Annotated in this window: 22 protein-coding genes; 10 read left to right on the top strand and 12 right to left on the bottom strand. The window is 71.4% G+C overall.

All coding sequences use genetic code 11. The features are described from left to right. Positions 1 to 25: 25 nt before the first annotated feature. Positions 26 to 1,072 carry a tRNA dihydrouridine(20/20a) synthase DusA gene (dusA, locus tag FHT38_RS06330; RefSeq protein WP_091723615.1) on the bottom strand — a complete coding sequence of 349 codons (1,047 nt, stop codon included), beginning with the start codon at positions 1,070 to 1,072 and terminating at the stop codon, positions 26 to 28. A 9-nt stretch (positions 1,073 to 1,081) separates the two neighbouring features. Beyond that, complete coding sequence (locus FHT38_RS06325; RefSeq protein WP_183490734.1) at positions 1,082 to 1,654, bottom strand: hypothetical protein; 573 nt, start codon at positions 1,652 to 1,654, stop codon at positions 1,082 to 1,084. Between FHT38_RS06325 and FHT38_RS06320 the strand changes: the two genes are divergently transcribed. Beyond that, positions 1,632 to 2,246 carry a hypothetical protein gene (locus FHT38_RS06320; protein ID WP_183490732.1) on the top strand — a complete coding sequence of 205 codons (615 nt, stop codon included), beginning with the start codon at positions 1,632 to 1,634 and terminating at the stop codon, positions 2,244 to 2,246. The two genes, FHT38_RS06325 and FHT38_RS06320, sit on opposite strands and share 23 nt — an antisense overlap. Positions 2,247 to 2,279: 33 nt before the next feature. Here the strand turns inward: FHT38_RS06320 and FHT38_RS06315 are convergent, their stop codons facing one another. From FHT38_RS06315 to FHT38_RS06305, 3 genes are all read right to left on the bottom strand, one after another. Continuing rightward, positions 2,280 to 2,558 (bottom strand): DUF3325 domain-containing protein, encoded by a 279-nt coding sequence (locus FHT38_RS06315; protein WP_091723607.1) that lies wholly within the window; start codon positions 2,556 to 2,558, stop codon positions 2,280 to 2,282. Further along, positions 2,555 to 4,150: a PepSY domain-containing protein gene (locus tag FHT38_RS06310; protein WP_255488615.1), complete on the bottom strand. Its 1,596-nt coding sequence runs from the start codon at positions 4,148 to 4,150 to the stop codon at positions 2,555 to 2,557. The genes FHT38_RS06315 and FHT38_RS06310 overlap by 4 nt, the downstream gene beginning before the upstream one ends. Before the next feature lie 92 nt (positions 4,151 to 4,242). After that, entirely contained in the window at positions 4,243 to 4,602 is a 360-nt protein-coding gene (locus FHT38_RS06305; protein ID WP_091723602.1) for a DUF3649 domain-containing protein, read from the bottom strand. 156 nt (positions 4,603 to 4,758) lie between these two features. Here FHT38_RS06305 and FHT38_RS06300 point away from each other — a divergent pair, with 156 nt between their 5' ends. Continuing rightward, on the top strand, positions 4,759 to 7,272 hold the full coding sequence (locus FHT38_RS06300) for a penicillin acylase family protein (protein WP_183490728.1): 2,514 nt from the start codon (positions 4,759 to 4,761) through the stop codon (positions 7,270 to 7,272). 39 nt (positions 7,273 to 7,311) lie between these two features. Here the strand turns inward: FHT38_RS06300 and FHT38_RS06295 are convergent, their stop codons facing one another. The 4 genes from FHT38_RS06295 to FHT38_RS06280 all read right to left on the bottom strand — a co-directional run bounded on the left by FHT38_RS06295 (position 7,312) and on the right by FHT38_RS06280 (position 10,808). Next, positions 7,312 to 7,548 (bottom strand): hypothetical protein, encoded by a 237-nt coding sequence (locus FHT38_RS06295; RefSeq protein WP_183490726.1) that lies wholly within the window; start codon positions 7,546 to 7,548, stop codon positions 7,312 to 7,314. Between the two features lie 184 nt (positions 7,549 to 7,732). Continuing rightward, the gene (locus FHT38_RS06290) at positions 7,733 to 8,839 is read right to left on the bottom strand and encodes an enoyl-CoA hydratase/isomerase family protein (protein ID WP_183490724.1); all 1,107 of its coding nucleotides are present in this window, start codon (positions 8,837 to 8,839) and stop codon (positions 7,733 to 7,735) included. After that, positions 8,836 to 9,744, bottom strand: coding sequence for a DMT family transporter (locus FHT38_RS06285; protein ID WP_183490722.1), 909 nt, complete (start codon positions 9,742 to 9,744; stop codon positions 8,836 to 8,838). The genes FHT38_RS06290 and FHT38_RS06285 overlap by 4 nt, the downstream gene beginning before the upstream one ends. 23 nt (positions 9,745 to 9,767) lie before the next feature. Next, the gene (locus tag FHT38_RS06280; RefSeq protein ID WP_183490720.1) at positions 9,768 to 10,808 is read right to left on the bottom strand and encodes an isoaspartyl peptidase/L-asparaginase family protein; all 1,041 of its coding nucleotides are present in this window, start codon (positions 10,806 to 10,808) and stop codon (positions 9,768 to 9,770) included. Between the two features lie 197 nt (positions 10,809 to 11,005). On the opposite strand from FHT38_RS06280, the gene FHT38_RS06275 reads away from it, so the two are divergent. From FHT38_RS06275 to ileS, 8 genes are all read left to right on the top strand, one after another. Next, positions 11,006 to 12,196: an acyl-CoA dehydrogenase family protein gene (locus FHT38_RS06275; RefSeq protein WP_091723586.1), complete on the top strand. Its 1,191-nt coding sequence runs from the start codon at positions 11,006 to 11,008 to the stop codon at positions 12,194 to 12,196. 15 nt (positions 12,197 to 12,211) lie between these two features. Next, the gene (locus FHT38_RS06270) at positions 12,212 to 13,333 is read left to right on the top strand and encodes an acyl-CoA dehydrogenase family protein (protein ID WP_183478676.1); all 1,122 of its coding nucleotides are present in this window, start codon (positions 12,212 to 12,214) and stop codon (positions 13,331 to 13,333) included. Between the two features lie 70 nt (positions 13,334 to 13,403). After that, positions 13,404 to 13,991: a DUF3617 domain-containing protein gene (locus FHT38_RS06265; RefSeq protein ID WP_183490718.1), complete on the top strand. Its 588-nt coding sequence runs from the start codon at positions 13,404 to 13,406 to the stop codon at positions 13,989 to 13,991. Then, a complete protein-coding gene (locus tag FHT38_RS06260; RefSeq protein ID WP_183490716.1) occupies positions 13,988 to 14,950 on the top strand; it encodes a P1 family peptidase in 963 nt (320 codons plus the stop codon). The genes FHT38_RS06265 and FHT38_RS06260 overlap by 4 nt, the downstream gene beginning before the upstream one ends. A gap of 51 nt (positions 14,951 to 15,001) precedes the next feature. Then, entirely contained in the window at positions 15,002 to 15,799 is a 798-nt protein-coding gene (locus tag FHT38_RS06255; protein ID WP_183490714.1) for a pseudouridine synthase, read from the top strand. Positions 15,800 to 15,995: 196 nt separating this feature from the next. After that, on the top strand, positions 15,996 to 17,906 hold the full coding sequence (locus tag FHT38_RS06250) for an ATP-binding protein (RefSeq protein WP_183490712.1): 1,911 nt from the start codon (positions 15,996 to 15,998) through the stop codon (positions 17,904 to 17,906). Positions 17,907 to 17,940: 34 nt separating this feature from the next. Beyond that, positions 17,941 to 18,996, top strand: a complete 1,056-nt coding sequence (locus FHT38_RS06245; protein WP_147240883.1) for a bifunctional riboflavin kinase/FAD synthetase — start codon at positions 17,941 to 17,943, stop codon at positions 18,994 to 18,996. A 133-nt stretch (positions 18,997 to 19,129) separates the two neighbouring features. Continuing rightward, positions 19,130 to 21,973 (top strand): isoleucine--tRNA ligase, encoded by a 2,844-nt coding sequence (ileS, locus tag FHT38_RS06240; protein WP_183490710.1) that lies wholly within the window; start codon positions 19,130 to 19,132, stop codon positions 21,971 to 21,973. A 111-nt stretch (positions 21,974 to 22,084) separates the two neighbouring features. Here the strand turns inward: ileS and FHT38_RS06235 are convergent, their stop codons facing one another. From FHT38_RS06235 to FHT38_RS06225, 3 genes are all read right to left on the bottom strand, one after another. Beyond that, positions 22,085 to 23,866, bottom strand: coding sequence for a serine protease (locus FHT38_RS06235; protein WP_183490709.1), 1,782 nt, complete (start codon positions 23,864 to 23,866; stop codon positions 22,085 to 22,087). 118 nt (positions 23,867 to 23,984) lie between these two features. After that, a complete protein-coding gene (locus FHT38_RS06230; protein WP_183490707.1) occupies positions 23,985 to 24,803 on the bottom strand; it encodes a hydroxypyruvate isomerase family protein in 819 nt (272 codons plus the stop codon). A 225-nt stretch (positions 24,804 to 25,028) separates the two neighbouring features. Next, on the bottom strand, positions 25,029 to 25,211 hold the full coding sequence (locus FHT38_RS06225; RefSeq protein ID WP_091725110.1) for a YbdD/YjiX family protein: 183 nt from the start codon (positions 25,209 to 25,211) through the stop codon (positions 25,029 to 25,031).

The raw sequence follows: 25,211 nt of genomic DNA, 5'->3' as shown, positions 1-25,211 counted from the left end.
GGCGCGATCCTGATCCGCGTCGCGGTCAGCCCGTGGCAGGAGCGGACTCGACGGGCGGCTTGAACGCCGGATGCTGGCTGGCGATCTCGGCGGCTTGCAGCCGGGCCTCGGTGGCGAGGCGGGCCACCTCGCGCGGCGCCATCGCCTTGAGCTTGTGGTCGGACCACACCTGGCGCCAGCGGCGCGCGCCGGGCAGGCCGTTCCACAGTCCCAGCGCGTGGCGCATCGCCTGCGACCACGGCCGACCGAGCGCGACCTGGCGGTCCAGGTAGGCCAGCCACTGCTCCTCGACCTCCTCGCGGCGCGTGACCCGCGGCTGCGCCTCGCCGAAGAAGCGCTGGTCCCAGTGCGCCATCTGCCAGGGCTCGTGATACGCCTGGCGGCCGATCATCACGCCGTCGACATGGTTCAGCTGCTCGGCGATCTCGTCGTCCGACTTCAAGCCGCCGTTGATCGCGATCGTCAGCCGCGGGAACTCGCGCTTGAGCCGATGAACCAGCTCGTAGCGCAGCGGCGGGATGTCGCGGTTCTCCTTCGGCGACAGCCCCTGCAGCCAGGCGTTGCGCGCATGGACGATGAAGACCTCGCAGCCGGCCTCGGCGACCTGGCCGACGAAGTCCCGCACGAAGTCGTAGCTCTCGATCCGGTCGATGCCGATGCGGTGCTTGACGGTGACCGGGATGGAGACGGCATCGCGCATCGCCTTGACCCCATCGGCGACCAGCGCCGGCTCGGCCATCAGGCAGGCGCCGAACGCGCCGCGCTGCACGCGCTCGCTCGGGCAGCCGCAATTCAGGTTGACCTCGTCATAGCCCCACTGCTCGGCCAGCCGGGCGCAGGCGGCCAGGTCGGCCGGCTCGGAGCCACCCAGCTGCAGCGCGACCGGATGCTCCTCCGGATTGAAGTCGAGGTGGCGCGGCTGGTCGCCGTGCAGGATGGCGCCGGTGGTCACCATCTCGGTGTAGAGCAGCGTGTGGCGCGTCAGCAGCCGATGCAGGAAACGGCAATCGGCGGTCGTCCAGTCCAGCATGGGAGCGACGGACAGGCGCCAAGGGGAGAACGTCGGGGACATGGGCGCGGATTATCCCGGAGCGCGAATCCCCACACGCCCGGGCGCTGCGCCCGCCTTGCCAAGGAAGCACGCCGCCGTCGTACCATGCCGACCGCTCATGTACCCGTCCCCTCGCCCGCTCCGGAGCCTTCGGCGTCTCCGCGGCTTCGTCCTCGCGCTGTTGATCTCGGCGTGGCTGCCCCTGCCGCGGGCCCTGGCCGCGACCGAGACCGCGGTGCCGGCGAAGGTGGCGAACAGCGCGAAGACCACCAGCGCCCAGTCGTCCAAGCGGAACTCGGCGTCGTCCACGCGGACTCCCAAAACCTCGAAAGCCGCGCCAGTCGCGAAAACGACGAGCGTCGCGAAGACGTCGACGGACCCGAAAGCCCCGAAGACATCAAAGGCTTCGAAGCCGTCGAAAGCCTCGAAGGCTTCGAAGGCCTCGACGGGCTCGAAGGCCGCCAGACGCTCGACGTCGACCGGCATCGCCAAGCCGGGCGCCGCCTCGACAGCGACGGCGCTGGCGGCGACGGCTGCGGCGACGGCATCCATCTCCACGGTCGCCACCGCCGCGCCGGCGGTGAACGCCGAGGCTGCGGACATCGACGAACTGCGCGCACGTCTGGCCGCTCGCACGGTGCTGCTGATGCGGCGCGTCGAGGTCGACGATGTCTCGATCGAGGTCTGGTCTAACGCCATGCCTCGGCGCTTCTACGTGGCCGTCCTGCAGCACGGCGAGCTGCGGCGCACGCTGGTGTCGTCCGACGAGGCCGAGGCTTGGCGACGCTTCGACAGTTTCCGGCGCATGGCCGCCGCCGGTGAAGTCGGGCGCCCGGTGCTGCTCGGCCGGATGACCGAGGCCGCGCTCCCCGAGCCGCTGCTGCCGGCCGTGCCGCTGACGCCGATCTCCGACGGCCCGGACCTGCGCTTCTTCGGCAGCGCGGTGGAGACCCTGCGCCGCCAGCGCTTCGGTGACGAGGTCGTGCGCCTGGTCTGGAGCGCGGAGACGCAGGAATATTTCGCCGCCCTCACCCGCCACAGCACGGTGGTCATGATGCTGCGCAGCCGCGACGCCGACGACGCCACCCGCGCCTACGACAACTTCCTGCGCCAGGCCGAGGCCCGCGCCACGCTGCTGCCGGCCGCCGCCGCTGCGGCGGCGGTGTCGACGCCGGCATCGGCACCGGCTCGCTGACGCCTCACCGGCCCAAGGCCCGCCCGGTCGCCCTCAGCCCTTGCGCCGCTGACGCGCGATCAGGCCCAGGAAGACAAGGCCGGCCGCGACGCTCGTGTGGCCGCTGTAGCTCACCAGTCCCAGGCCCCACCCCTGCGCGCCGACGACGACCGCCAGGCTCGCGAGCAGCAGCGCCCAGCCGATGATCCGCAGCGCGCGCGTCGCGTCTCGCGACAACGTCCGCTCAAGGACGTCCTGCTGGGCGCGCTCCGTCGCCATCGCCAGCGCGGCGAAGGCCCCGACGCAGATCAGCAGGCTGGCGAAGTGCGTCATCGCGCGCCCTCCACCGCCGCGGTGGTGTCGGCCGCTGGTCGTGCCGGCGTTCCGATGGCCCTCGCCCGGCCTGGCCGCGCGCCCTTGAGCCGATGCCGCGCCACACGCCTCGCCAGCCCGGCGAGCAGCGCCGCGAAGGCCAGTCCCACGAGCTCGACGCCGGCGAAGGCCCAGTCGCCCTGCGCCAGGCTGCGCCACAGCGGGCGATCCGTCGTCAGCGCATTGAGCACCGGCAGCAGCGCCAGGGCCGCGGCGCCCAGCGCGAACAGCTCGATCCAGGCGCGCCGGGGCGGCCGCAGCACCCCATGCGCCAGCGCCAGTGCCCAGACGATGAAGACGACGTGGATCTCCCACTCGCCGCGCCGCGACAGGTCCAGCGGCAGCAGGCGGTTGGCCCAGAGCATGGCCGCCATCGCCAGCGGCAGGCCGGCGATCGCGGCGATGTTGAGCCGCTCCACGATCCGGAAGCCCAGGTGAGGCCGCTCCGGATCGGCCAGCTTCTGGCGTCGCTTGACCGTCCACATCACCAGGCCAGTGCCCACCATCGCGGTGCCGGCCAGGCTGACGAGGAAATACAGCCAGCGCGTCGCGCCATCGCCGAAGCGCCCCAGGTGCAGCCCGTACATCACGCCCCGCGTCTCCGCCGCCGCGCCCACGCCCTGCTTCTCCTCGACCACGCGACCGGAGACGCCGTCGAACAGCAGGTACTGGGGGCTCATCGACAAGCGCCCGCCCTCGCCGCGCGCGATCGCCACGCGCGCCGCCGCGTCGCCCGGATTGGCCGCGGTCACCCGCGCCACGCTGCCCGGGCCCCAGCGCCGCTCGGCCTCGCGCACCATCGCCTCGATCGACGCGAGCGGCGCCGCCTCGCCGGACGGCTTGGCCGGCTGGAGGAAGGCATTCATCTCCGAGGTCAGCTGCCGCTTCATCGCCGGCGACTCGATGCCGGCCATTTCAGGCCACGGCATGTAGAGCGTCATCAGCGTCACCAGCCCGGTGTACGTGATCATCAGGTGAAAGGGCAGCCCGAACACCGACAGCGCGTTGTGCGCGTCCAGCCAGGACCGCTGGCCCTTCCCCCATCGGAAGGTGAAGAAGTCGGTGAAGATCTTCTTGTGGGTGATCACGCCGCTGACGATGGCCACCAGCATGAACATCGCCGCCAGCCCGGCGAGCCAGCGCCCCCAGGCCACCGGCATGTAATGGAACTGGAAGTGGAAGCGGTAGAAGAATTCACCGCCCGGCGTCTCGCGGGCCGCGACCTTGAGGCCGGTCTGCGGATCGAAGTTGGCGTCCTTGAAGGCACGCTTGGCGCCATCCTTGGGCGGCACGCGCCAGAAGGCGTTCGCGATCGGGTGGCGCTCGTCGGGCAGGCGCAGGCTCCACTGGGTCGTGCCCGGCGCGACGGTCTCCAGCGTCTTGGCGATGCGTCCCGCCACGACGGCCGCTTCCGGCTGGTCGGCCTGGTGCGCGATCTCGGGCCGCATCCATTGCGACAGCTCTTCCTTGAAATAGCTGACGGTCCCGGTGAGGAACATCGCGAACAGGAGCCAGCCGAGCAGCAATCCGGTCCAGATGTGCAGGTCGGACATCGTCTGCCGGAGGCCGCGTGGCGCGGGCGGGACGCGCGCTCCGGTACCGCTGGCGGCGTCGGGCGTGGCGTGAGGGGAAAGGTCAGGGGCGCTCATGGCGAGACGGCCGGCGCGGCGCCATGCCAGACGGACCACGCCAACGGCAGCAGCGGCAGCGCGGCCACCAGCAGGCCGATCCAGGCGCGGGTGGCGCTGCGCACCGCGAAGACCCACACGACCGCGGCCGCGTAGACCGCGAAGCTGCCCAGCATGCCGCCGATGACGGCCTGGATGCGGCTGACGGGCAGCGCCAGCACGGCGACGCTGGCCAGCGCCGCGAGCGCGTAACCGCCGCCCACCGCCGCGACGATGCGCGAGATCAAGGGCAGCACGGCCCGCAGCCGCGCCAGCCCGCCGGCGGAAGAGGCGCCGACGCGGCGCGCGGAGGGGGTCGGTGAGACGGTGACGTTCATGTCATCAGTGCGAACAGTTCTCAAATGAGAATTCCTCGCATCATAGTGGCGGAAACGCCTGGAAACGCGGTGCGGTCGGCTCGACTGGCGCTCCTCGCCCTATCCTTGTGGCGCTCCGACCCGCCCGGGCCGAGACAGGCACAAGGGAGACAAGACATGCGAATTTCCGTTCGAGGCGGCCGGCGGCCGCTGCTCGCGCTGACCCTGGGAATGGCCGCGCTGCTGGCCGGCTGCAACGGCGACGGCGACGACGGCGGCGAGCCCGCCGCCACCTACCGCGCGGAAATCCGCCGCACCACGATGGGGGTGCCGCACATCAAGGCGCCGGACTGGGGAGGTGCCGGCTACGGCTACGGTTATGCGCAGGCCCAGGACGACCTGTGCACGATCGCCAATTCGATGCTGACCTTCCGCGGCGAGCGCTCCCGCCACTTCGGCGCCGACGCGACCATCCCTTTCCAGGGCACCATCGGCCAGCCGCGCAACCTCGATGCCGACTTCTATCACCGGCACGTGCTCAACGACGCGGTGATGCAGCGGCTCATCGCCGCGCAGCCGGACAAGCTCAAGCAGCTCGTGGCGGGTTTCGCCGCCGGCTACAACCGCTATGTCCGCGAAATCAAGGCCGGCGCCGAGTCTGGCGCCCACGCGGCCTGCCGCAACGAGGCCTGGGTCGTGCCGATCAGCGACACCGACGTCTTCCGGCGCCTGTACGCGGCGCACTTCGCGGCGGGCTACAGCAACTTCGTCGCGCCGATCGCCAACGCGACGCCGCCGGCCGCGGCCAGTCCGGCGACGGCTGCGGTGACAGCAACGGCGACGAAGGCGGCGCGCCCCTCCGGGCGGCTGCAACTGGCCATGGACCGCCTGCCGACCTTCCAGGTCGGCGGCCATGACGGCGTGGGCAGCAACATGATCGGCTTCGGCACCGCGGCCACCGGCGACGGCAGCCCGCTGCTGTTCGGCAATCCCCACTGGTACTGGCGCGGCCCGGATCGCTTCTACCAGGCGCACCTCACCATTCCGGGTGAACTCGACGTCGCCGGCACCTCCTTCCTGGCGGTGCCCGTCATCCAGATCGGCTACACCGACCACATCGCCTGGAGCCACACCGTGTCGACGGCGCGGCGCTACGGCCTGTTCCAGCTGACGCTGGTGCCCGGCGACCCGACCAGCTACCTGCGCGACGGCGTCGCGACGAAGATGACCGCCCGCGAGATCACCGTGCAGGTGAAGCAGGCCGACGGCAGCGTCGCGCCGGTCACGCGCACGCTCTACGAGTCCCAGTACGGCCCGATCGTCAACCTCGGCGCGCTCAACGCGGCGCTGGGTTGGAACAGCAACACCGTCTTCGCGATCCGCGACATCAACGCGGAGAACTTCCGCGTGTTCCGCGTCTGGCTGCGCTGGAGCCAGGCCAGGACGCTGGACGAGGTGGCGACCATCCAGCGCGAGGAATCGGCCATCCCCTGGGTCAACACGGTGGCCGTGGCCCGGGGCGGCTCTCAGGCCTGGTACGCCGACATCGGCGCGATGCCCAACGTCGCGCCGTCGCAGCTCAGCAGCTGCGCGACCGCGCTGACGACAGCGCTCAGCGCGGCCCTGCCCCGCACACCGGTGCTCGACGGATCGCAGAGCATTTGCGACTGGCAGACCGATGCCGATTCCAAGCAGCCGGGGGCGCTTGGCACCTCCCGCATGCCCAGCCTGCTGCGTGACGACTACGTGCTCAACAGCAACGACAGCTACTGGCTCGCCAACGCGGCCGCGCCGCTCACCGGTTATCCGGACATCCTCGGGCCGGCCGGCACCGCGTCGATCAGCTTCCGCTCGCGGCTGGCGCACCTGCTGGTCCAGGACCGGCTGGCCGGCAGCGACGGCCTGGCCGGCAACAAGGCCACCAGCGAAACCGTGCGCGCGATGGTGATCAACAGCCGCGCGCTCACCGCGGAGCTGTTCAAGGACCAGGCGCTGGCGATGTTCTGCGCGCCGGCGACGACGATCGCGGTGACTGGCGACTCCGCCACCGGCGAGACCTTCAGCCCGGCGCGCAACGTCGACCCCGCCGAGGCCTGCGCGGCGCTGCAGGCCTGGGATGGCAAGGGGCTGGTGGACTCGCGCGGCGCGCACCTGTGGGACGAGTTCTGGACCCGCGCGTCGCGGGTGCCCGAGGCCTCGCTGTTCCAGGTGCCCTTCAGCAGCGCCGATCCGCTGCGCACGCCGCGCGACCTGAATCCCGCGCTGCGGTCCACGCTGCTGCAGGCCTTCGGCGCGGCCATCCTGCGGGTGCAGGCCAGTGGCTTCGCGCTGACGGCGACCCGGGGCGAGACGCTGTTCGCGACCCGCGGCACCGAAAAGATCCCGATGTTCGGCGGCTGCGGCGCGCAGGGCTACTTCACCGTGGCCTGCGCGCTCAGCCGGCTCGACCAGGGCGGTTACGACCTCAACACGGCGACCAGCGCCAACAGCTACATGCAGGTGGTGCGTTTCCCGAGTGAGGGCGTCGAGGCCTACACCTTCCTCACCTTCTCTCAGAGCGACGATCCGGCGTCCCCGCACTTCAGCGACTACACGCGCGCCTACAGCGCGGGACAGTGGCAGCGGATGCCGTTCTCCGAGGCTGACATCACGAAGGACCCGGCCTTGGTGACGAAGACCATCAGCGAGTGACGGCGCCGGAGAGCTGTCCCCCTGGCCTGCGCCAGCAGGTCATGCGTGGTGATGCCCATGGATTGCACCTTCGTGAACGCCGTCCCCGGCGACTTCGGGGCCCTCGGCGAGGGCCCCCTCGTCCTCCTGCCCAATGAACGAGAAGAGAAAACCGTCCCGGCAGAGATCGAGATCGATCCAGCGCGATCGCACGGCGTCGTTCAAGGTGTCGGCGACTTCCTGCGGCAGATTCGCCACCACGGATCGCGCCCGCGCCAACTGCTCGTTCATCGTCATCGCTGCAACTCCTGCTTGCGGGACTCATCCCGGGAAGGCCAGCAGTTTCGGCGCGAAGACGCGTTTGTCGATTCCCTCGGAAGAGCGTTTCGTTGGGGGGACTCAGACGAGTAGGCCATCCCCCCTGCGCTGACGGGCCGTCCCGGCGCGTCAGCGCAGCGTCAGTCGGCGGCGGCCGGGGCGCTCAGTCCAGCGCCCGCAGCGGATGCTCCGCCGCCGGCCAGGGGCTGCGGAAGAAGGCCTCGACGTCGGCACGGCACACGTCCTCGACCCGCGCCGGATTCCACTTCGGCGCATGGTCCTTGTCGACCGCCAGCGCGCGCACGCCCTCCACCGTCTCGCTGGCCGGGCCGGGCCGCAGGTGGAAGCAGTGGTGCACCAGGTCGCGTTCCATGCGCAGGTCGTCCGCCAGGCTCATCGCGCGCGCCCTCCGGATCTGCTCCAGCGTCACCGCCATCATCAGCGGTGAGCGCTTGCCCAGCGTCGCCAGCACCTGCTGCGCCCAGGGATCCGCATCCGCCGCCAGCGACGCGAACAGCGCCGGCACCGACGCCGCCGAGAAATGGCGGTTGATCAGCGCCCGCGCGTTCCAGTGCTCGGCCACCGGCGCCAGGTCCACGCGCTCCATCACCGTCGCCACGACATGCTCGGCGCTGTCCTGCGCGCCGGTCTTGAAGGCCGCGATGATCGCCGGCAGCTCGCTGCTGCGCACGAACACGTCGCCCAGGCCCAGCTCGATCGCATCGCCCGCGCCGATGACCTGGCCGGTCAGCGCCAGCCATTCGCCGCTGTGCCCCGGGCAGCGCGACAGGAAATAACCGCCGCCCACGTCCGGGAACAGGCCGATGTTGGTCTCGGGCATCGCCAGCTTCGAGTGCTCGGTCAGCACCCGCAGCTTGGCGCCCTGGCTGATCCCCATGCCGCCGCCCATCACCACGCCGTCCATCAGCGCGATGTAGGGCTTGGGGAACTGGTGGATCAGGTGGTTGAGCGCGTATTCCTCGGTGAAGAACGCGTCCAGCGCGGCGTCGCCCGCCAGCGCGGCCTGGTGGAAGAAGCGGATGTCGCCGCCGGCGCAGAAGGCCGCGGGCTTGCCCTCGCGCCCCGCGCCCAGCACCGCCACGGCCTGGATGCGCGGATCGTCGCGCCAGGCGCTCAGCAGCACGGTCATGTCGCGGATCATGGCCAGCGACAGCGCGTTGAGCGCCTGCGGACGGTTCAAGGTGATCAGGCCGAGGCAGCCATTGACCTCGGCCAGGACCAGTCCTTCGGATTGCAGCGACGGAATCACAACGACATCTCTCCACTCTTGGAAGCGGCCGGGCGGCGCCAGGCGCCCAGCAGCTCATTGCCAATCAACGCGGCCAGCACCATAACACCGCCGAGCAGCGCCGCCGGGGACGGCGCCTCCCCCGCGATCAGCCAGGCCCAGAGCACCCCCAGCAGCACTTCCATCAGGCCCAGCAGCGCCACCTCCGCCGCCGGCAGCACCCGCGTCAGGCGCACGACGATCAGGCAGGGCACGGCGAGCTGGAACACGCCCAGCCCGGCCAGCAGCAGCAGGTCGCGGCCGGAGGCCTCGAAGGGCCAGGCCAGCGGCAGCGTCGCGGCGGCGGACAGCATCGCGCCCAGCCACACGGCCGGCAGCAGGTCCGTCGCGCCGTCGCCGGCCCGCGCCTGCAGCAGCGTCCAGTTGCTCGCCGCCGCCACCGGCACGGCCAGCGCCACGCCCATGCCCAGCCAGGCGTGGGCGCCGGCGCGCATCTCGCTCGCGAACATCCAGGCGATGCCGGCGCTCGCGATCCAGATCGCGACCCAGGTCCGCGCCGCCAGGCGCTGATGCAGGAACACGCGCGCGAACAGCGCCGTCAGCAAGGGCCCCAGCGCCATCGTCACCAGCACGTTGGCCACGCCGGTCATCGTCAGCGCCAGCATGAAGGCGGTGTACATCACCGCCCAGCACAGGCCCGAGCCCAGCACCGACGGCGAGCGCCGCAGCCGCGGCAGCGCCTGGCGCCAGTAGTCGCGCCCGCGCAGCATCGGCAGCAGCAGCGTCAGCGCCAGCGCGTTGAAGGCGCTGCGCCAGAAGGTCACCTCGAAGCCGCGCGCCGAGTCCAGGTGGCGCGACACCGCGCCGGCGCTGCTCCACAGCAGCGTCACCAGCAGCATCAGCAGGACGGCGGATCGATGGCGCATCGGTCGTTCCAGGCGCGGGCGCGTCATTCGTCGCGGTAGATGCCCACGAGCGGCTCGCCGCCGGCCTCGACCCAGCCGCGGTACATGCCCTCGGTGTTGAAGCCCAGCCAGACATTGCCCAGCCCGTCGACGGCGATCAGGCCGCCGTCGCCGCCGACCTGGGGCAGCTCGTCGAAGACGACGCGCGCGCAGGCCTCGGCCAGCGGCAGTCCGCCGATGCGCATGAGCGCGCCGACCTCGTGCGCGGCGGCGGCGCGGATGAAGGCCTCGCCCGTGCCGGTGCACGAGACGGCCACGCTGCGATCGTCGGCATAGCAGCCCGCGCCCGGGATGGGCGAGTCGCCCACGCGTCCGGGCCGCTTGTTGGTCATGCCGCCGGTGGAGGTCGCGGCGGCCAGGTGGCCGGCGGCGTCCCGCACGACCGCGCCGACGGTGCCGAACTTGGTCCGGTCGTCGATCGGGCCGCCGGGCTCCGGCGCAGCACCAGGCGTGGCCGGCGTGGTGGCCGGCGCATCGTCCGCCATGGCCGACTGCCCGTCGTGATCCAGCACCTGTCCCTGTGCGAGCGCCCTCGCCTGCCGCAGCTGCGCCAGGCGCTGCGGCGTGCCGAACCAGGTCGGCTCGACGCGCGCCAGGCCCTGGTCGAACGCGAAGGTCTCGGCGGCCGGGCCGATCAGCAGCACATGGCCGCTGTGGTCCATCACCGCTCGCGCCGCGAGCACCGGGTTGCGCACCCGCGTCACGCCGGCGACCGCGCCCGCCGCGCGGTCGCGCCCGTCCATCACGCTGGCGTCCAGTTCATGGCGCTCGTCGGCGGTGTAGACCGCGCCCTTGCCGGCGTTGAACAGCTCGCACTCCTCGAGCCGGCGCACCGCCTCGACCGCGACGTCCATCGCGGCGTCGCCGCGCGCGAGCTGCCGGGCACCGTCGGCCAGGATCGCCGTCAGCGCGGCGCGGTAGGCCGCTTCCATCGCGGCGCTCATGCGGTCGCGGCGGAGGGTCCCGGCGCCGCCATGGAGGGCGAGCACGGGGCGCGGCAGGGCGGTCGGGAAGGCAGCGGTCATGGCGTGGCGGCGGCGGAGCGGGAACCGGGAAGCCGCGCATTCTCGCGCGGCTCGGGCATGTCCCTGGGCTTGTCCCGGTCGGGACAGGGCAAAAGCGAACGCTCGTGCTAAAACCCCGCGCAGCTCACCGACAGCGCCGACCGCGCCCACCACGCGCCAGAGCGCCGGCCCGACATCGAAGACCGCAGGAGACACGCATGGACCTCAACTTCACGCCCGAGGAGCAGGCCTTCCGGGCCGACATCCGCCGCTGGGTGGCCGAGCACCTCCCTCAGGACATCAGCCACAAGGTGCACAACGCGCTGCGCCTGAACAAGGACGATCTGCAGCGCTGGGCCCGCATCCTGGGCAAGCAGGGCTGGCACGGCTGGGCCTGGCCCAGGCAGTTCGGCGGGCCGGGCTGGAACGCGGTGCAGCGCCATCTCTTCGAAGAGGAATGCGCCCTGGCCGGCGCGCCGCGCGTGGTGCCCTTCGGACCGGTGATGGTGGCGCCGGTGATCATGGCCTTCGGCTCGCGCGAGCAGCAGGAGCGCCACCTCCCGGGGATCATGAGCGGCGACGTCTGGTGGAGCCAGGGCTACAGCGAACCGGGCTCGGGCTCGGACCTGGCCTCGGTGAAGACCCGCGCCGAGCGCCGGGGCGACAAGTACATCGTCAACGGCCAGAAGACCTGGACCACGCTGGGCCAGTACGGCGACTGGATCTTCTGCCTCGTGCGCACCGACGCCTCGGTCAAGCCGCAGGCCGGCATCTCCTTCCTGCTGATCGACATGAAGTCGCCCGGCGTGACCGTGCGGCCGATCATCATGCTCGACGGCGAGCACGAGGTGAACGAGGTGTTCTTCGACAACGTCGAGGTCCCCGCGGAGAACCTGGTCGGCGAGGAGAACAAGGGCTGGACCTACGCCAAGTACCTGCTCGCGCACGAGCGCACCAACATCGCCGACGTGAACCGCGCCAAGCGCGAGCTGGAGCGGCTCAAGCGCATCGCCAAGGCCGAAGGGCTGCTCGGCGGCGATCGCGAGGACGCGCGTTTCCGCGACCAGATCGCGCTGCTGGAGGTGGACATCGTCGCGCTGGAGATGATGGTGCTGCGCGTGCTCTCGGCCGAGAGCAGCGGCAAGCAGTCGCTGGACGTGGCGGGCCTGTTGAAGATCCGCGGCAGCGAGATCCAGCAGCGCTACACCGAGCTGATGATGCTGGCCGCCGGCCCCTACGCGACGCCCTTCATCCATGAGGCCATGGAGGCCGGCTGGCAGGGCGACCACGTCGGCGCGGCCCATTGCGCGCCGCTCGCGAGCCACTACTTCAACTATCGCAAGACGACGATCTACGGCGGCTCCAACGAGGTGCAGCGCAACATCGTCGCGCAGACCGTGCTGGGCTGAGGCAGGAGACACGACATGGATTTCGATTTCACCGAAGACCAGAACTCGCTGCGCGACGCGGTGCGGCGCTACGTCGACAAGGATTACGGCTTCGAGCAGCGCCGCGCGATCGTGCGCGCGGGCGGCTTCTCGCGCGAGGTCTGGAACGCCCTGGCCGGCCTGGGCCTGACCGCGCTGGCGGTGCCCGAGGCCCACGGCGGCCTGGGCTTCGGCCCGGTCGAGGCGATGGTCGTCATGGAGGAACTGGGCCGCGGCCTGGTGATGGAGCCCTATGCGCAGGGCGGGCTGGTCGCGCCAGCGGTGCTGGCGCAGTCCGGCGAGGACGCGCAGGGCGAGTGGCTGCCGCGCATCGCGGGCGGCGAGGCGCTGGTCGTGCTCGCGCACCAGGAGCGTCGCGCGCGCTACCGGCTCGAGGTCTGTGACACGCTGGCCACGGCGGATCACCGGCTCACCGGCCTGAAGAGCGTGGTGCCGGCCGGTGACGCGGCCGACGCCTTCATCGTGCCGGCGCGCGCCGGCGGCGCCGACGCAGGCATCGCGCTCTACCTGGTCGCCAAGGAGGCAAGTGGCGTCGCGCTGCGCGGTTATGCGCTGCACGACGGCTCGCGCGCCGCCGAGCTGACGCTGCAGGACACGCCCGCCACGCTGCTGGTCGGTCCCGATCGTGGCCTTGCGGTGCTGGAACACGCCGTCGACATCGCCATCGCGGCGCAGGCGGCGGAGGCGGTCGGCGCGATGGACCGCTTCGTCGCGCTGACGGCGGAATACCTGAACACGCGCAAGCAGTTCGGCGTCGCCATCGCCAGCTTCCAGGCGCTGCGCCATCGCATGGCCGACATCAAGATGCAGCTGGAGCTGGCGCGCTCGATGAGCTACTTCGCCACGCTCAAGCTGGGCGAGCCAGCCGAGGCACGCCGCCGCGCGGTTTCGCAGGCCAAGGTGCAGCTCGGCCAGGCGATGCGCTTCGTCGGCCAGCAGTGCATCCAGCTGCATGGCGGCATCGGCGTGACCGACGAGTATGTCGGCAGCCATTACTTCAAGCGGCTCACGCTCATGGAGATGCAGTACGGCGATTCGCTGCATCACCTGGGCGAGGTCAGCCGCCGCATGCAGGACACGGCCGGCGTCTTCGCCTGACACCTGACACCGCCCGGCGGCGGCCCCTACACTCGGCGAGCCTCGCTGCCTTCGCAGCAGGGAGAACGCCATGTCGAACGCGACCTCCGCCGCCGCCTCCTTCCTCGCCGGCCTGCTGCTGGCCGGCGCGGCGATGACCGCCGCCGCCCAGGATTTCAAGCCCGGGCTGTGGGAGATCAAGCAGAAGCCCGAGCTCGATCCGCAGCGCCAGGCGCAGATGGAGCAGATGCAGAAGCAGATGGCCGCGCTGCCGCCGGAGCAGCGCAAGCAGCTGGAATCGATGATGTCGAAGAACGGCGTCAGCATGAACTTCCAGGGCGGCGAGCTGACGCTCAAGTCCTGCGTGACGCGGGAACAGGCGGACCGCGCCGGCATCCCGAAGACCGAAGGCAAGTGCGAGCACGACAGCAAGCGCACCGGCGACCGGATGCTGGTCAACTTCCGCTGCACCAACCCCGCGTCCGAGGGCACGAACGAAATCACGTTCCTGGGCACCGACCATTACCGGACCAGGAGCGAGGTCCGCGTGCAGCGCGACGGCAAGACCGAGGTGCTGCGCTCCACCGGCGAGGCGCGCTACCTCGGCGCCGACTGCGGCAGCCTCAAGCCGCAACCGCAACCGCAGCCTCAGGCGCCGAGTCAGGGCGGCAAGCCTTGAGCGAGCCGGTCGTCCCCGCCGGCGCCGCGCGCGCCGACGCCGGCAGCCTGTGCGACGTCGCCGGGCTGAAGCTCGGCCACTACACCCATCCGACGGCGCCCACCGGCTGCAGCGTCGTGCTGTGCGAGGCCGGCGCGACCGCCGGCGTCGATGTGCACGGCGCCGCGCCCGGGACGCGCGAGACCGACCTGCTGCGTCCCGAGAACACGGTCCAGCAGGTCCACGCGCTGCTGCTGAGCGGCGGCAGCGCCTTCGGCCTGGCGGCCGCGGACGGCGTGATGCGCTGGCTGGCCGAACGCGGCCACGGCTTCCCGGTCGGCCAGGTGCGCGTGCCCATCGTGCCGGCGGCGGTGATCTTCGACCTGTGGCGCCACGACGCGGCGACCGCGCCAGATGCCGCCGCGGGCCGCGCGGCCTGCGATGCGGCCTCCGCGGCCGAGCATGCGCGCGGCCCGGTCGGCGCCGGCACCGGCGCGACGGTGGGCAAGCTGCTGGGCGTGGACCGCGCGATGTCCGGCGGCCTGGGCATGGCCTCGCTGCGCCTGGGCGAGGTGACGCTGGCGGCGATGGTCGTGGTGAACGCGGTGGGCGACGTCGTCGACCCGCGCGGCGGCCAGGTGCTCGCCGGCCCGCGCGGCCCGGACGGCCGCGCCTGCTCGACGGTTCAGGCCCTGCTGGACGGCGAGCGTCCCGGCCGCGCGCTGCAAGGCAGCGCGACGACGATCGGCCTCATCGCCACCGATGCCCGCCTGAGCAAGCCCCAGGCGACCAAGCTGGCGCAGATCGCGCACGACGGGCTGGCCCGCGCGATCCAGCCGGTGCACACGGTGATGGACGGCGACGTGCTGTTCGCGCTGGCGACCGGCGCCGCCGAGGTCGACGGCGACATGACATTGCTCGGCGCGCTGGCCGCCGAGGTCGTGGCCCGGGCCGTGGTGGACGCGGTCCGGCCGGGCTGACGGACGACCGGAGGGCGGGCGGCCCCGCGGCCGCGGCGACAATCCCGCCCCATGAGTTCGAGTTCCCCCACCCCCGCCAAGGCCGCCAAGCCGGTCGCCATCGCGCAGATCCTCTTCAGCCAGGGCTTCGGCACCCGCCGGCATTGCGCGGCGCTGGTCGAGCACGGCCTGGTGTCGGTCGCCGGCGAGGTCATCGAGGACCCGCGGCAGGCCTTCGACACCGCCGGTCTGGTCTTCGAGGTCGAAGGCCAGGCCTGGCCGTATCACGAGAAGGCGCTGATCCTGCTGCACAAGCCGGCGGGCTACGAGTGCTCGCGCAAGCCCAGCCACCATCCGAGCGTGTTCTCGCTGCTGCCCGAGCCGCTGCGCAACCGCGACATCCAGCCGGTGGGCCGGCTCGACGAGGACACCACCGGCCTGCTGCTGCTGACCGACGACGGCCCGCTGCAGCACAAGCTCACCAGCCCGAAGTACCACGTGCCCAAGCTCTACCAGGCGAGCTGCAAGGCCGAGCTGGACGAGGGCCAACTGCGCCGCCTGGTCGAGGGCGTGCTGCTGGAGGAGCGCAATCCCAAACTGGCCGAGGAGCCGGTGCGCGCCGTGTCCGCCGAGCGCCTGCCCGACGGCCGCCTGCAGATGGCGCTCACCGAGGGCCGCTACCACCAGGCCAAGCGCATGGTCGCCGCGGTCGGCAACCGGGTGCTGGCGCTGCACCGCCAGCGCATCGGCGCGCTGGACCTGCCGGCCGAGCTGCCGTCCGGCGGCTGGATCTGGCTCGACGAGCACCAACGCGAACTGGCGATGACAGATCCGGCGTCGGGATCAGGATCGGGACCGGCTTCGGCCTAGACCTCGAGCCGGATGGGCGTCAGGCGCCCACCGGCACCGCGCCTGCGCACGAGGACCGGACGGTCCCCGGGAAGTCCCCGAGCCTCGCCGCTCACGACCTTCGGTAGAAACGCCCCACTTGGACGCCGCCCGCGAAGCGGCGCCACCGATCTGGAGGGCGGTCGGCCGGAATCCTCGACGGCCGGGTCGTATGGGAGTGCCTGAAATCAAACATCACGGGGATCCTGGCGGCGCCAGCGTGGCCATGCAGGTGCGGGCGGAACGCCTGACCAGCCTGCAGGCGCGCGTGGCGATGCCGGCCTGCGTCGGCGGGCTGTTCAGCCTGCTGCCGGTGGCGCTGCTGTGGTCGCACCTGCCGGCCGTGGACCTGCTCGGCTGGCTGGCGGCGCGCTGGGGCATCTCGGCCTGGCGCGCGCTGGAAGCCCGCAGCTTCCTGCGGCTGCCGCTGGTCGAGCGCGCCTCGCCGGGCCGGGAGCGGCGCTACCTCGTCGGCCTGGGGCTGGACGGCCTGGCCTGGGGCGTGATCGGCGCCCTCTTCGCCACGCCCAACCTGCCGGAGATCGACGGCGCGGTCATGACCACGCTGGTCGGCCTGGTCGCCTTCACCATGGTGTCGCTGGGCCACTGGGCGCGCGGGCAGGCGCTGTTCGCCTCGCTGGTGATCGCGCCGCTGGCGATCCGGCTGGCGCTGCAAGGCGGCACCACCGGCTGGCTCAGCGCCGGTGGGCTGACGATGTTCTGGCTGCTGACGGTGCTCGAGTCGCGCCGCATCGAGGCGCGCACGCTGGAGCTGCTGCGGCTGCGCTTCGAGCAGGCCCGGCTGGCCGAGCAGCGCCGCCTCGCGCTGGACGCGGCGGAGGAAACCAGCAGCAGCAAGAGCCGCTTCGTCGCGGTGATGAGCCACGAGATCCGCACGCCGCTGAACGGCATCATCGGCATGGCCCAGCTGCTGGAGCGCGGCGAGCTCAGCCCGCAGCAGCGCGAGCAGGTGGAGATCGTGCGCCGCTCCGGCCGCCACCTGATGACGCTGGTCAACGACATCCTGGACCTGGCGCGCATCGAGTCGGGCAAGCTGGTCGTCGAGGCCCGCCCCTTCGACCTGCGCGAGGTCGCCGGCGACGTCGGCCGCCTGCTGGGCGAGACGGCGCGCGCCAAGGGCCTGGCCTTCTCGCTGACCGTCGCGCCGCAGCTGCCGGCGCGCGCGATGGGCGATGCCTCGCGCATCCAGCAGGTGCTGCACAACCTGGTCGGCAACGCGATCAAGTTCACCGACCGAGGCAGCGTCGACGTCGAGGTCTCGTCGGTGCTGGACATGCGCGCGGGCACGCTGCTGCGCTTCGCGGTCAAGGACACCGGCGACGGCATCCCGGCGGACCAGCTCGAGCGCATCTTCGCCCCGTTCGAGCAGGCCGGCCGCGCCGGCGACCACCGCGCGCGCCGCGATGGCGCGGGGCTGGGGCTGACGATCTCGCGCGAACTGGCGCGCGCGATGGGCGGCGACCTGCGCTGCGCATCGGCGCCCGGCCAGGGCTCGGTGTTCGAGTTCACCCTGCCGCTGCAGGTGGTCTCCCCGGCGCCGTCCTCGACGGCGCTCGCCCCGTCCGCCGCGCTGCCTGGATCGGACGCGCCCGCCGCATCGACCGAGCCCGCGGCCTCGACCGCGGCGCCGCTGCCGCGGCTCGAAGGCCGCGTGCTGCTGGTCGACGACAGCCCGGTCAACCTGCTTGTCGCCACGACCATGCTGGAGCGCTGCGGCCTGCGCGTGACGCCGGCGGAACACGGCCGCGACGCGCTCGAGCAGCTGCGCGCGCAGCGTTTCGACCTGGTGCTGATGGACTGCCAGATGCCGGAGCTCGACGGCTATGCGGCCACCGTCGCCTGGCGCCAGGAGGAGGCGCGCCGGCTGCTGCCGCGCACGCCGGTGGTCGCGCTGACCGCCAGCGCCGTCGACGACGACCGGGCCCGCTGCCTGGCCAGCGGCATGGACGGCTACCTGGTGAAGCCGTTCGAGATGGACGAGCTGCTGGCCGTCGTCACGCAGCACCTGCCTGGCCCGGCGGCCTCGCCCTCGGCGCAAGCCGCACCGCCGGCCGCCGCCGCGGCCTGACGGGCGGCGCCCGGCCGGCAGATAATCCCGGCCCATGCACGTTTTCCGAGGCTTCCACCATCCCGGCGTCGCGGCGCACTGCGCGCTGACGATCGGCAACTTCGACGGTGTCCACCGCGGTCATCAAGCCATGCTGGCGCTGCTGCTGTCCGAGGCCCGCCACCGCGGCCTGCCGACCTGCGTGCTGACCTTCGAGCCGCATCCGCGCGACTTCTTCGCCAGCAAGCTCGGCAAGCCCGAACTGGCGCCGGCGCGCATCGCCACGCTGCGCGACAAGCTGCAGGAGCTCGAGCGCTGCGGCGTGGACCAGGTCGTGGTGCTGCGCTTCGACGAGGCGCTGGCCTCGCTGCCGGCGCAGGACTTCATCCAGCAGGTGCTGGTCGAGGGCCTGGGCGCGAAATACGTGCTGGTCGGCGACGACTTCCGTTTCGGCGCCAAGCGCCAGGGCGACTACGCGACCCTGGACGCCGCCGGGCAGCGGCTGGGCTTCGACGTCGCCCGGATGATGAGCTACGAGGTGCATGGGCTGCGGGTGTCGAGCTCGGCCGTGCGCGAGGCGCTGGCCGCCGGCGACATGGACGGCGCGGCGCGGCTGCTGGGGCGGCCGTACGCGATCTCCGGCCATGTGATCCACGGCCAGAAGCTGGGCCGCCAGCTGGCCGAGACCGCGCCCGGCCGCGGCGACGGCTTCCGCACGCTGAACCTGCGCTTCGACCACGACAAGCCGGCGGCGCACGGCATCTTCGCGGTGCGGGTGCATGGCATCGACGGGGACGACGGCCCGGCGCTGGACGGCGTCGCCTCGCTGGGCGTGCGCCCCACCGTCGAGGACGCGGGGCGGGTGCTGCTGGAAGTCCACGCGCTGGACTGGCCGGCGGACCTGGCCGCCCGCCTGGGGGCCGCGGAGGCCTACGGTAAACTCGTGCGCGTGGAACTCCTCCAAAAACTGCGCGATGAAGCCCGTTTCGACGGGCTTGATTCGTTGACGGCCGCGATCCGCGAAGACGTCCGTCAGGCGCGCGACTACTTCGCGCAACAGGCGGCCACCCACGCCGCCGTCCGCCGTCAGACCACCCGCGACCGAATTTGAAGGGCTGACCGCCCTCTCCCGCGCTCAGCCGGCGCGCGGCCTTGTGCACCCCACCTCGCCGCCTCCGCGCCCTTCACTTCATGCCTCGCCGCCCCGCGCACGCCGGGGTCCGCCCTCTTCGATTGCCCCCGCCATGACCGACACGTCCAAGCCCGACTACCGCTCGACGCTCAACCTGCCCGACACGCCCTTCCCCATGCGCGGCGACCTGCCCAAGCGCGAGCCGGGCTGGGTCAAGGAATGGGAGGACCAGGGCATCTACCAGCGCCTGCGCGTGGCGCGCCAGGGCAAGCCCAAATTCGTGCTGCACGACGGCCCGCCCTATGCCAACGGCCAGATCCACATGGGTCACGCGGTCAACAAGATCCTGAAGGACATGATCGTCAAGGCGCGCCAGCTCGAGGGCTTCGACGCCGCCTACATCCCGGGCTGGGACTGCCACGGCCTGCCGATCGAGAACCAGATCGAGAAGACCTTCGGCCGCGGCCTGCCGCGCGACGAGGTGCAGGCCAAGAGCCGCAAGTACGCCGGCGAACAGATCGACCAGCAGCGCGCCGACTTCAAGCGCCTGGGCGTGCTGGGCGACTGGGACCACCCCTACCGCACGATGGACTTCAAGAACGAGGCCGGCGAGATCCGCGTGCTCAAGCGCCTGTTCGAGCGCGGCTTCGTGTACCGCGGCCTCAAGCCGGTGTACTGGTGCTTCGACTGCGGTTCCTCGCTGGCCGAATTCGAGATCGAGTACGCCGACAAGCAGTCGCCCGCCGTCGACGTGGCCTTCCTGAGCGCCGAGCCGGACAAGCTGGCGGCGGCCTTCGGCCTGCAGAAGCTCGACAAGGACGCGTTCACCGTCATCTGGACGACCACGCCCTGGACCATCCCCGCCAACCAGGCGCTGAACCTGAACCCCGAGCTGCCCTATGCGCTGGTGGACACCGAGCGCGGCTACTTCGTCGTGGCCGAGGCGCTGGTCGAGAAGTGCCTGGCCCGCTGGGGCATCGAGGGCCGGCAGGTCGCCGTGACGCCGGGCAAGTCGCTCGAGCTGCTGAAGTTCAAGCACCCGCTGGCGCACGTGCACCCGGGCTTCGACCGCGAAAGCCCCGTCTACCTGGCCGACTACGCCACCGCCGACGACGGCACCGGCGTGGTCCACTCGGCGCCGGCCTACGGCGTGGACGACTTCAACTCGTGCATGGCGCACGGGATGACCTTCAAGGACATCAAGAACCCGGTGCAGGGCAACGGCGTCTATGAGGCCGAGCTGCCGCTGTTCGGCGGCCAGCACATCTGGAAGGCCAACCCGGTCATCGCGCAGGCGCTGCAGGATGCCGGCCGCCTGATGGCCCAGAGCAAGATCAGCCACAGCTACCCGCACTGCTGGCGCCACAAGAGCCCGGTGATCTACCGCGCCGCGGCGCAGTGGTTCGTGCGCATGGACGAAGGCGACGGCGTGTTCACCGTCGACAAGGCGGAGAAGACGCTGCGCCAGCTGGCGCTGGACGCCATCGAGCAGACCAGCTTCTATCCGGAGAACGGCCGCACCCGGCTGCACGACATGATCGCCGGACGGCCCGACTGGTGCATCTCGCGCCAGCGCAGCTGGGGCGTGCCGCTGCCGATCTTCCTGCACAAGGACAGCGGCCAGCCGCATCCGAAGACGCTCGAGTTCATCGAGCGCGCCGCGCAATTGGTCGAGGCCGGCGGCATCGAGGCCTGGTCCAAGCTCGACCCGGCCGAGTGGCTGGGCGCCGAGGCCGAGCAGTACTCGAAGGGCCAGGACATCCTGGACGTGTGGTTCGACTCGGGCTCCACCTTCCAGCATGTGCTCAAGGGCTCGCATGCCGGCGCGGCGCACGAGACCGGCCCGGAGGCCGACCTCTATCTCGAAGGCCATGACCAGCATCGCGGCTGGTTCCACTCGTCGCTGCTGATCTCGTGCGCCCTCAACGGCCGCGCGCCTTACAAGGGCCTGCTGACCCACGGCTTCACCGTGGACAGCCAGGGTCGCAAGATGAGCAAGTCGCTGGGCAACGGCGTGGATCCGCAGGAGACCAGCAAGTCGCTGGGCGCCGAGATCATCCGGCTGTGGGTGGCGGCGTCGGACTATTCGGGCGACATCGCCGGCGACAAGAAGATCCTGGACCGCGTGGTGGACGGTTACCGCCGCATCCGCAACACGCTGCGCTTCCTGCTGGCCAACACCTCGGACTTCGACGCCGCCCGCGACGCCGTGCCGATGGACCAGCTGCTCGAGGCCGACCGCTATGCGCTGGCGCGCGCCGCGCAGTTCCAGGAGGAGATCCTGGCGCATTACCAGCGCTACGAGTTCCACCCGGTGGTGGCCAAGCTGCAGGTCTACTGCTCGGAAGACCTGGGCGCGTTCTACCTGGACGTGCTGAAGGACCGCCTGTACACCAGCGCGCCGAAGTCGGCCGCGCGCCGTTCGGCGCAGACGGCGCTGTGGCACATCACCCACGCGATGCTGCGCTGGATGGCGCCGTTCCTGAGCTTCACCGCCGAGGAAGCCTGGAAGGTCTTCGCCGGCAAGCAGGCCGGCGACACGATCTTCACCGAGACCTTCTGGTCCTTCGGCGTCGCGCATGACGACGGCCTGATCGCCAAGTGGAACCGCATCCACGAGGTCCGGGACGCGGTGAACAAGGCGATCGAGGCGGTGCGCACGACCGGCGCGATCGGCTCGTCGCTGCAGGCGGAGATCACGCTGGGCGTGAACGGCGAGGACCTGGCGCTGCTGAGCAGCCTGGGCGACGACCTGAAGTTCGTGCTGATCACCTCGGCCGCGAACGCGGTGCTGGCCGATGAACTGAGCATCACCGTGACGCCGTCGACGCACCAGAAGTGCGAGCGCTGCTGGCACTACCGCGCGGACGTCGGCGCCAATCCGGCGCATCCCACGATCTGCGGCCGCTGCGAGAGCAACCTCCACGGCGACGGCGAGACGCGCACGGTGGCCTGAGCCTGCGCGCATCGACGGCAAGGCCGCCGAGCCCCTGCGGGCCGGCGGCCTTTCTCATGGTCGCGCGGGTCGGCGCGTCGCCGCGGGCGATCCCTCGGGATCGGCGTGGGGTCAGAGCGTGTCGACGTTCAACCCGACACCGATCAGCTCACGGCGTGTGCCGCCGGGTCCGCCGCGCGCCTCCAGGAACACGCGTCCCCGATAGAGCCCCGCCGGCAGGCCCGGATTGTCGCCCTCGACGAACTGCAGGCTCACACGAGGCAGCCGGCGCCCCTCGCAATCAACCGTCGCTGCCATCGGCATCGGCGCGCAGGCGCCGGCAGTCGCCGGCCGCCGGAACGCGCGCAGCACGAGGGTTCGGTCCCGGCCTTCCAGCACATCCCTCACCGTGACGATGACGCGACTCGAGGGCTGCACGCCGCCGGACGCCTCCCCATCGCGATGCGCACGCGCCTGGACGGGCAGCGCGACACGCACTGGCGAGCCGTCTTGCGCGGAAAGCAGCCCCGCCAGATCCGGCGACTCGTAGCCACGGCTCGCCGTGACGGTGCCTGCGGTCAGGTGCCCGATCCGCAACCGCAGCGGGAAGCGCTCGCGATAACGCCCGTCGCTCGTGCCGACCGCCTCGATCTCGATCTGGCCGACATAGCTGCCTCGCATCAGTCCGGGGTTGTCTTCCGCATGGAAGGACACCGTCAGGCGGGCGCCCCGCCGCTCGCCGCACGTGGTGTCGTCCTCCATCCGCGAGGCCCAGCCGCAACCGGTCTCGCGCTGGCCGCGCAGACGGATCTCGGCCCGGTGGCGCGTCAGTTCGTCCTCCACGACGGCCTGGATGACGCTGTAGCCCGAGGCGCCGGAAGTGGCGGGCTCGGCAGGCCCGGTGGCCCCGGTCTGCGCCGGCACGAGATAGACCACCGTGCCGCTCGAGACGTCTTCCGAGTGATCGCGGGAAACGAACGGGGCGCCGGCGCCGACGCTGAGGCGGTCGCTCAAGGTGCGGATGCCGGGGAAGACGCCTTTCACCCAGTGGACGAGCGCCGCCATGCGAGGGCCTTCCGAGCCACGCCAGCCCTTGTCACGGGCGCTCGCCGTGGCGACGACATGCCAGTAACCCCAGCGCGCCTGCCAGAAGGCACCGCCGCTGTCGCCCGAGGTCAGCGTGAACCAGCGATCGGTGTCGCCGGTCGGCTGATAGCCGACGGTGAACCGCTGCCGCGCGCGCCCGGTCGCGCGGCCGGGCGCACGGGCCCAGAGGCGCCCGGCGCGGTCAATCGACCGGGTGCCGACATGCCAGGCGCCATAACCGACGAACTCGGTGACTGCCCCCACGGGATGGGCGCTGGCGACGGGGTCGTCGTCGAGGTCGTCGAGCAATGGCGGCGTTTCCGACGCCAGCGGGCGAGCCGTCCGGCGCGGCAGCCGCAGGATCGCCAGGTCGCTGTCGCTGGCGCTGCCGTCCTGCTCGACCGCGTCGCCGTCCTGCGACGGGCGCGGCATCGGGATGAAGGCCAGGCCTCGCCCTTCATGCCTCGACGGGAGACGGCTGCTCAACGTCACCGGCCCCAGGGACCGGGCCCAGGGGGCGTGCCGGAAATCACTGGCCACGCAATGCGCCGCGGTCATGACGAAGGCATGCTGCTCGTCTTCGCCGAGCCAGGTCGCGGTGCAGTCGCGGTCGGTGCCGGGAAAGCGCAACTGACCCACGTTGCGGAACCTGGGCTGGAGGCTCTCCCGCTCCAGGGGGGTCTGCACCAGGTGCAGGAAGGACAGCGGCTCGTCGAGCCGGCCACCGAGGGCCTCGAACCGCTGTTCGTTGATACCGATGGCGAGGGCCTTGGTGGCCGCCGCTGCCGTGGCGATCGCGATCGCCGCTCGTTTGATCCTGGGGGTCATCGTCGCTGCCTGTGCTCTTGGAGAGAGGCAGCGATCGTGTTGAGACCCCTTCTAAACCGGGATCGCTATTGGAGGTCGTGGCGGCTCAGGCGCCGACCTCGTTAGGTGGGTCTGGCCATCAATCCTTGCTACTCAACCCTCGCATCCAGACCAAACCGTCGGAGGTGCCACCTGCGACATCGCCCCGCCGCGGCCGGTACTCGCAGCCGATCCAGCCGTCCCAGCCGGTGGCCGCCGCGATCTCGTCGATTGCAGCCAGCGCGCCGCGCCAGTCCAGCGAGCCCACGTCCGGCTCATGCCGGCCCGGCATGCCGGCGATCTGGCAATGCGCGACACGACCCGTCGGCAGCCAGCGCCGCACCTGCGCGACCACATCCCCCTCGACACGCGCGCAGTGGTACAGGTCCATCTGGACCCTCAGATGCGCCGCGCCAATGCGATCGACGATCGCATGCGCCTCCTCCTGCCGCTGCAGCAGGTAGCCCGGCATGTCGTGCGGATTGATGGGCTCGATCATCAGCGTCACGCCCGCGCGCGCACCCTGCTCGGCAGCCCAGCGCAGACTCGCCTCGTAGCGCGCGAGCGCGGCATCGCGCGAAACATCCGGCGGCAACACCCCCGCCAGCACGTGCAACCGCGGCGCCCCCACCCGGCTCGCGTAATCCAGCCCGCGCTCGATCGAATCTCGAAAGTCAGCCTCCCGCCCCGCCAGCGACGCCAAACCACGCTCACCCGCCGCCCAGTCGCCCGGCGGCGCATTGATCAACACGACCTCAACACCCGCCGCATCCGCCCGGGCTCGCAACTCAGCAGCCGGCATGTCATACGGGAACAAGCACTCCACTGCCGCAAACCCGTCGCGGGCTGCAGCAGAGAAACGGTCGAGGAACGGGATATCCTGGTACAGGAATCCAAGGTTGGCAGCGAATCGAGGCATGCGGCGTAGTGTCACCGAGCCCGCGCAAAACTGCCCGAGGCCGGCGGCGGAGCCCGCTTTCGGCGCTCAACTCGCTCTGCTCACCTTCGGCTCGCGACGCTCAAACAGAACGCGCCTGGTCAGTTATGGAAGCGGGCTCCGCCGCCGGCCTCGGGCAGTTCTGCGCCCACTCCACGAGGAACGGCCCCGAAGGGCCGTTCTGGAAAAGTGCGTCGGGCGTTGGCGTCAGCAGCAGCGGCCCGTGCGGGCGCTGTAGCGAGCCTCCTGGCGCTCGAGGAAGAAGGCCTCGTAGCTCAGGGGCTCATCGTCAGGATGCGTGCGCGCCATGTGCGCCAGGTAGGCACCATAGTCCGCGCCAATCAGCTGCTGACGCACGCCACGGGCCATGTAGCGGCCCGCCTGCAGCAT

The organism is Mitsuaria sp. BK041 (assembly GCF_014193085.1).
Classification (GTDB): domain Bacteria; phylum Pseudomonadota; class Gammaproteobacteria; order Burkholderiales; family Burkholderiaceae_C; genus Roseateles.
This window is presented reverse-complemented; position numbering and strand designations above follow the sequence as displayed.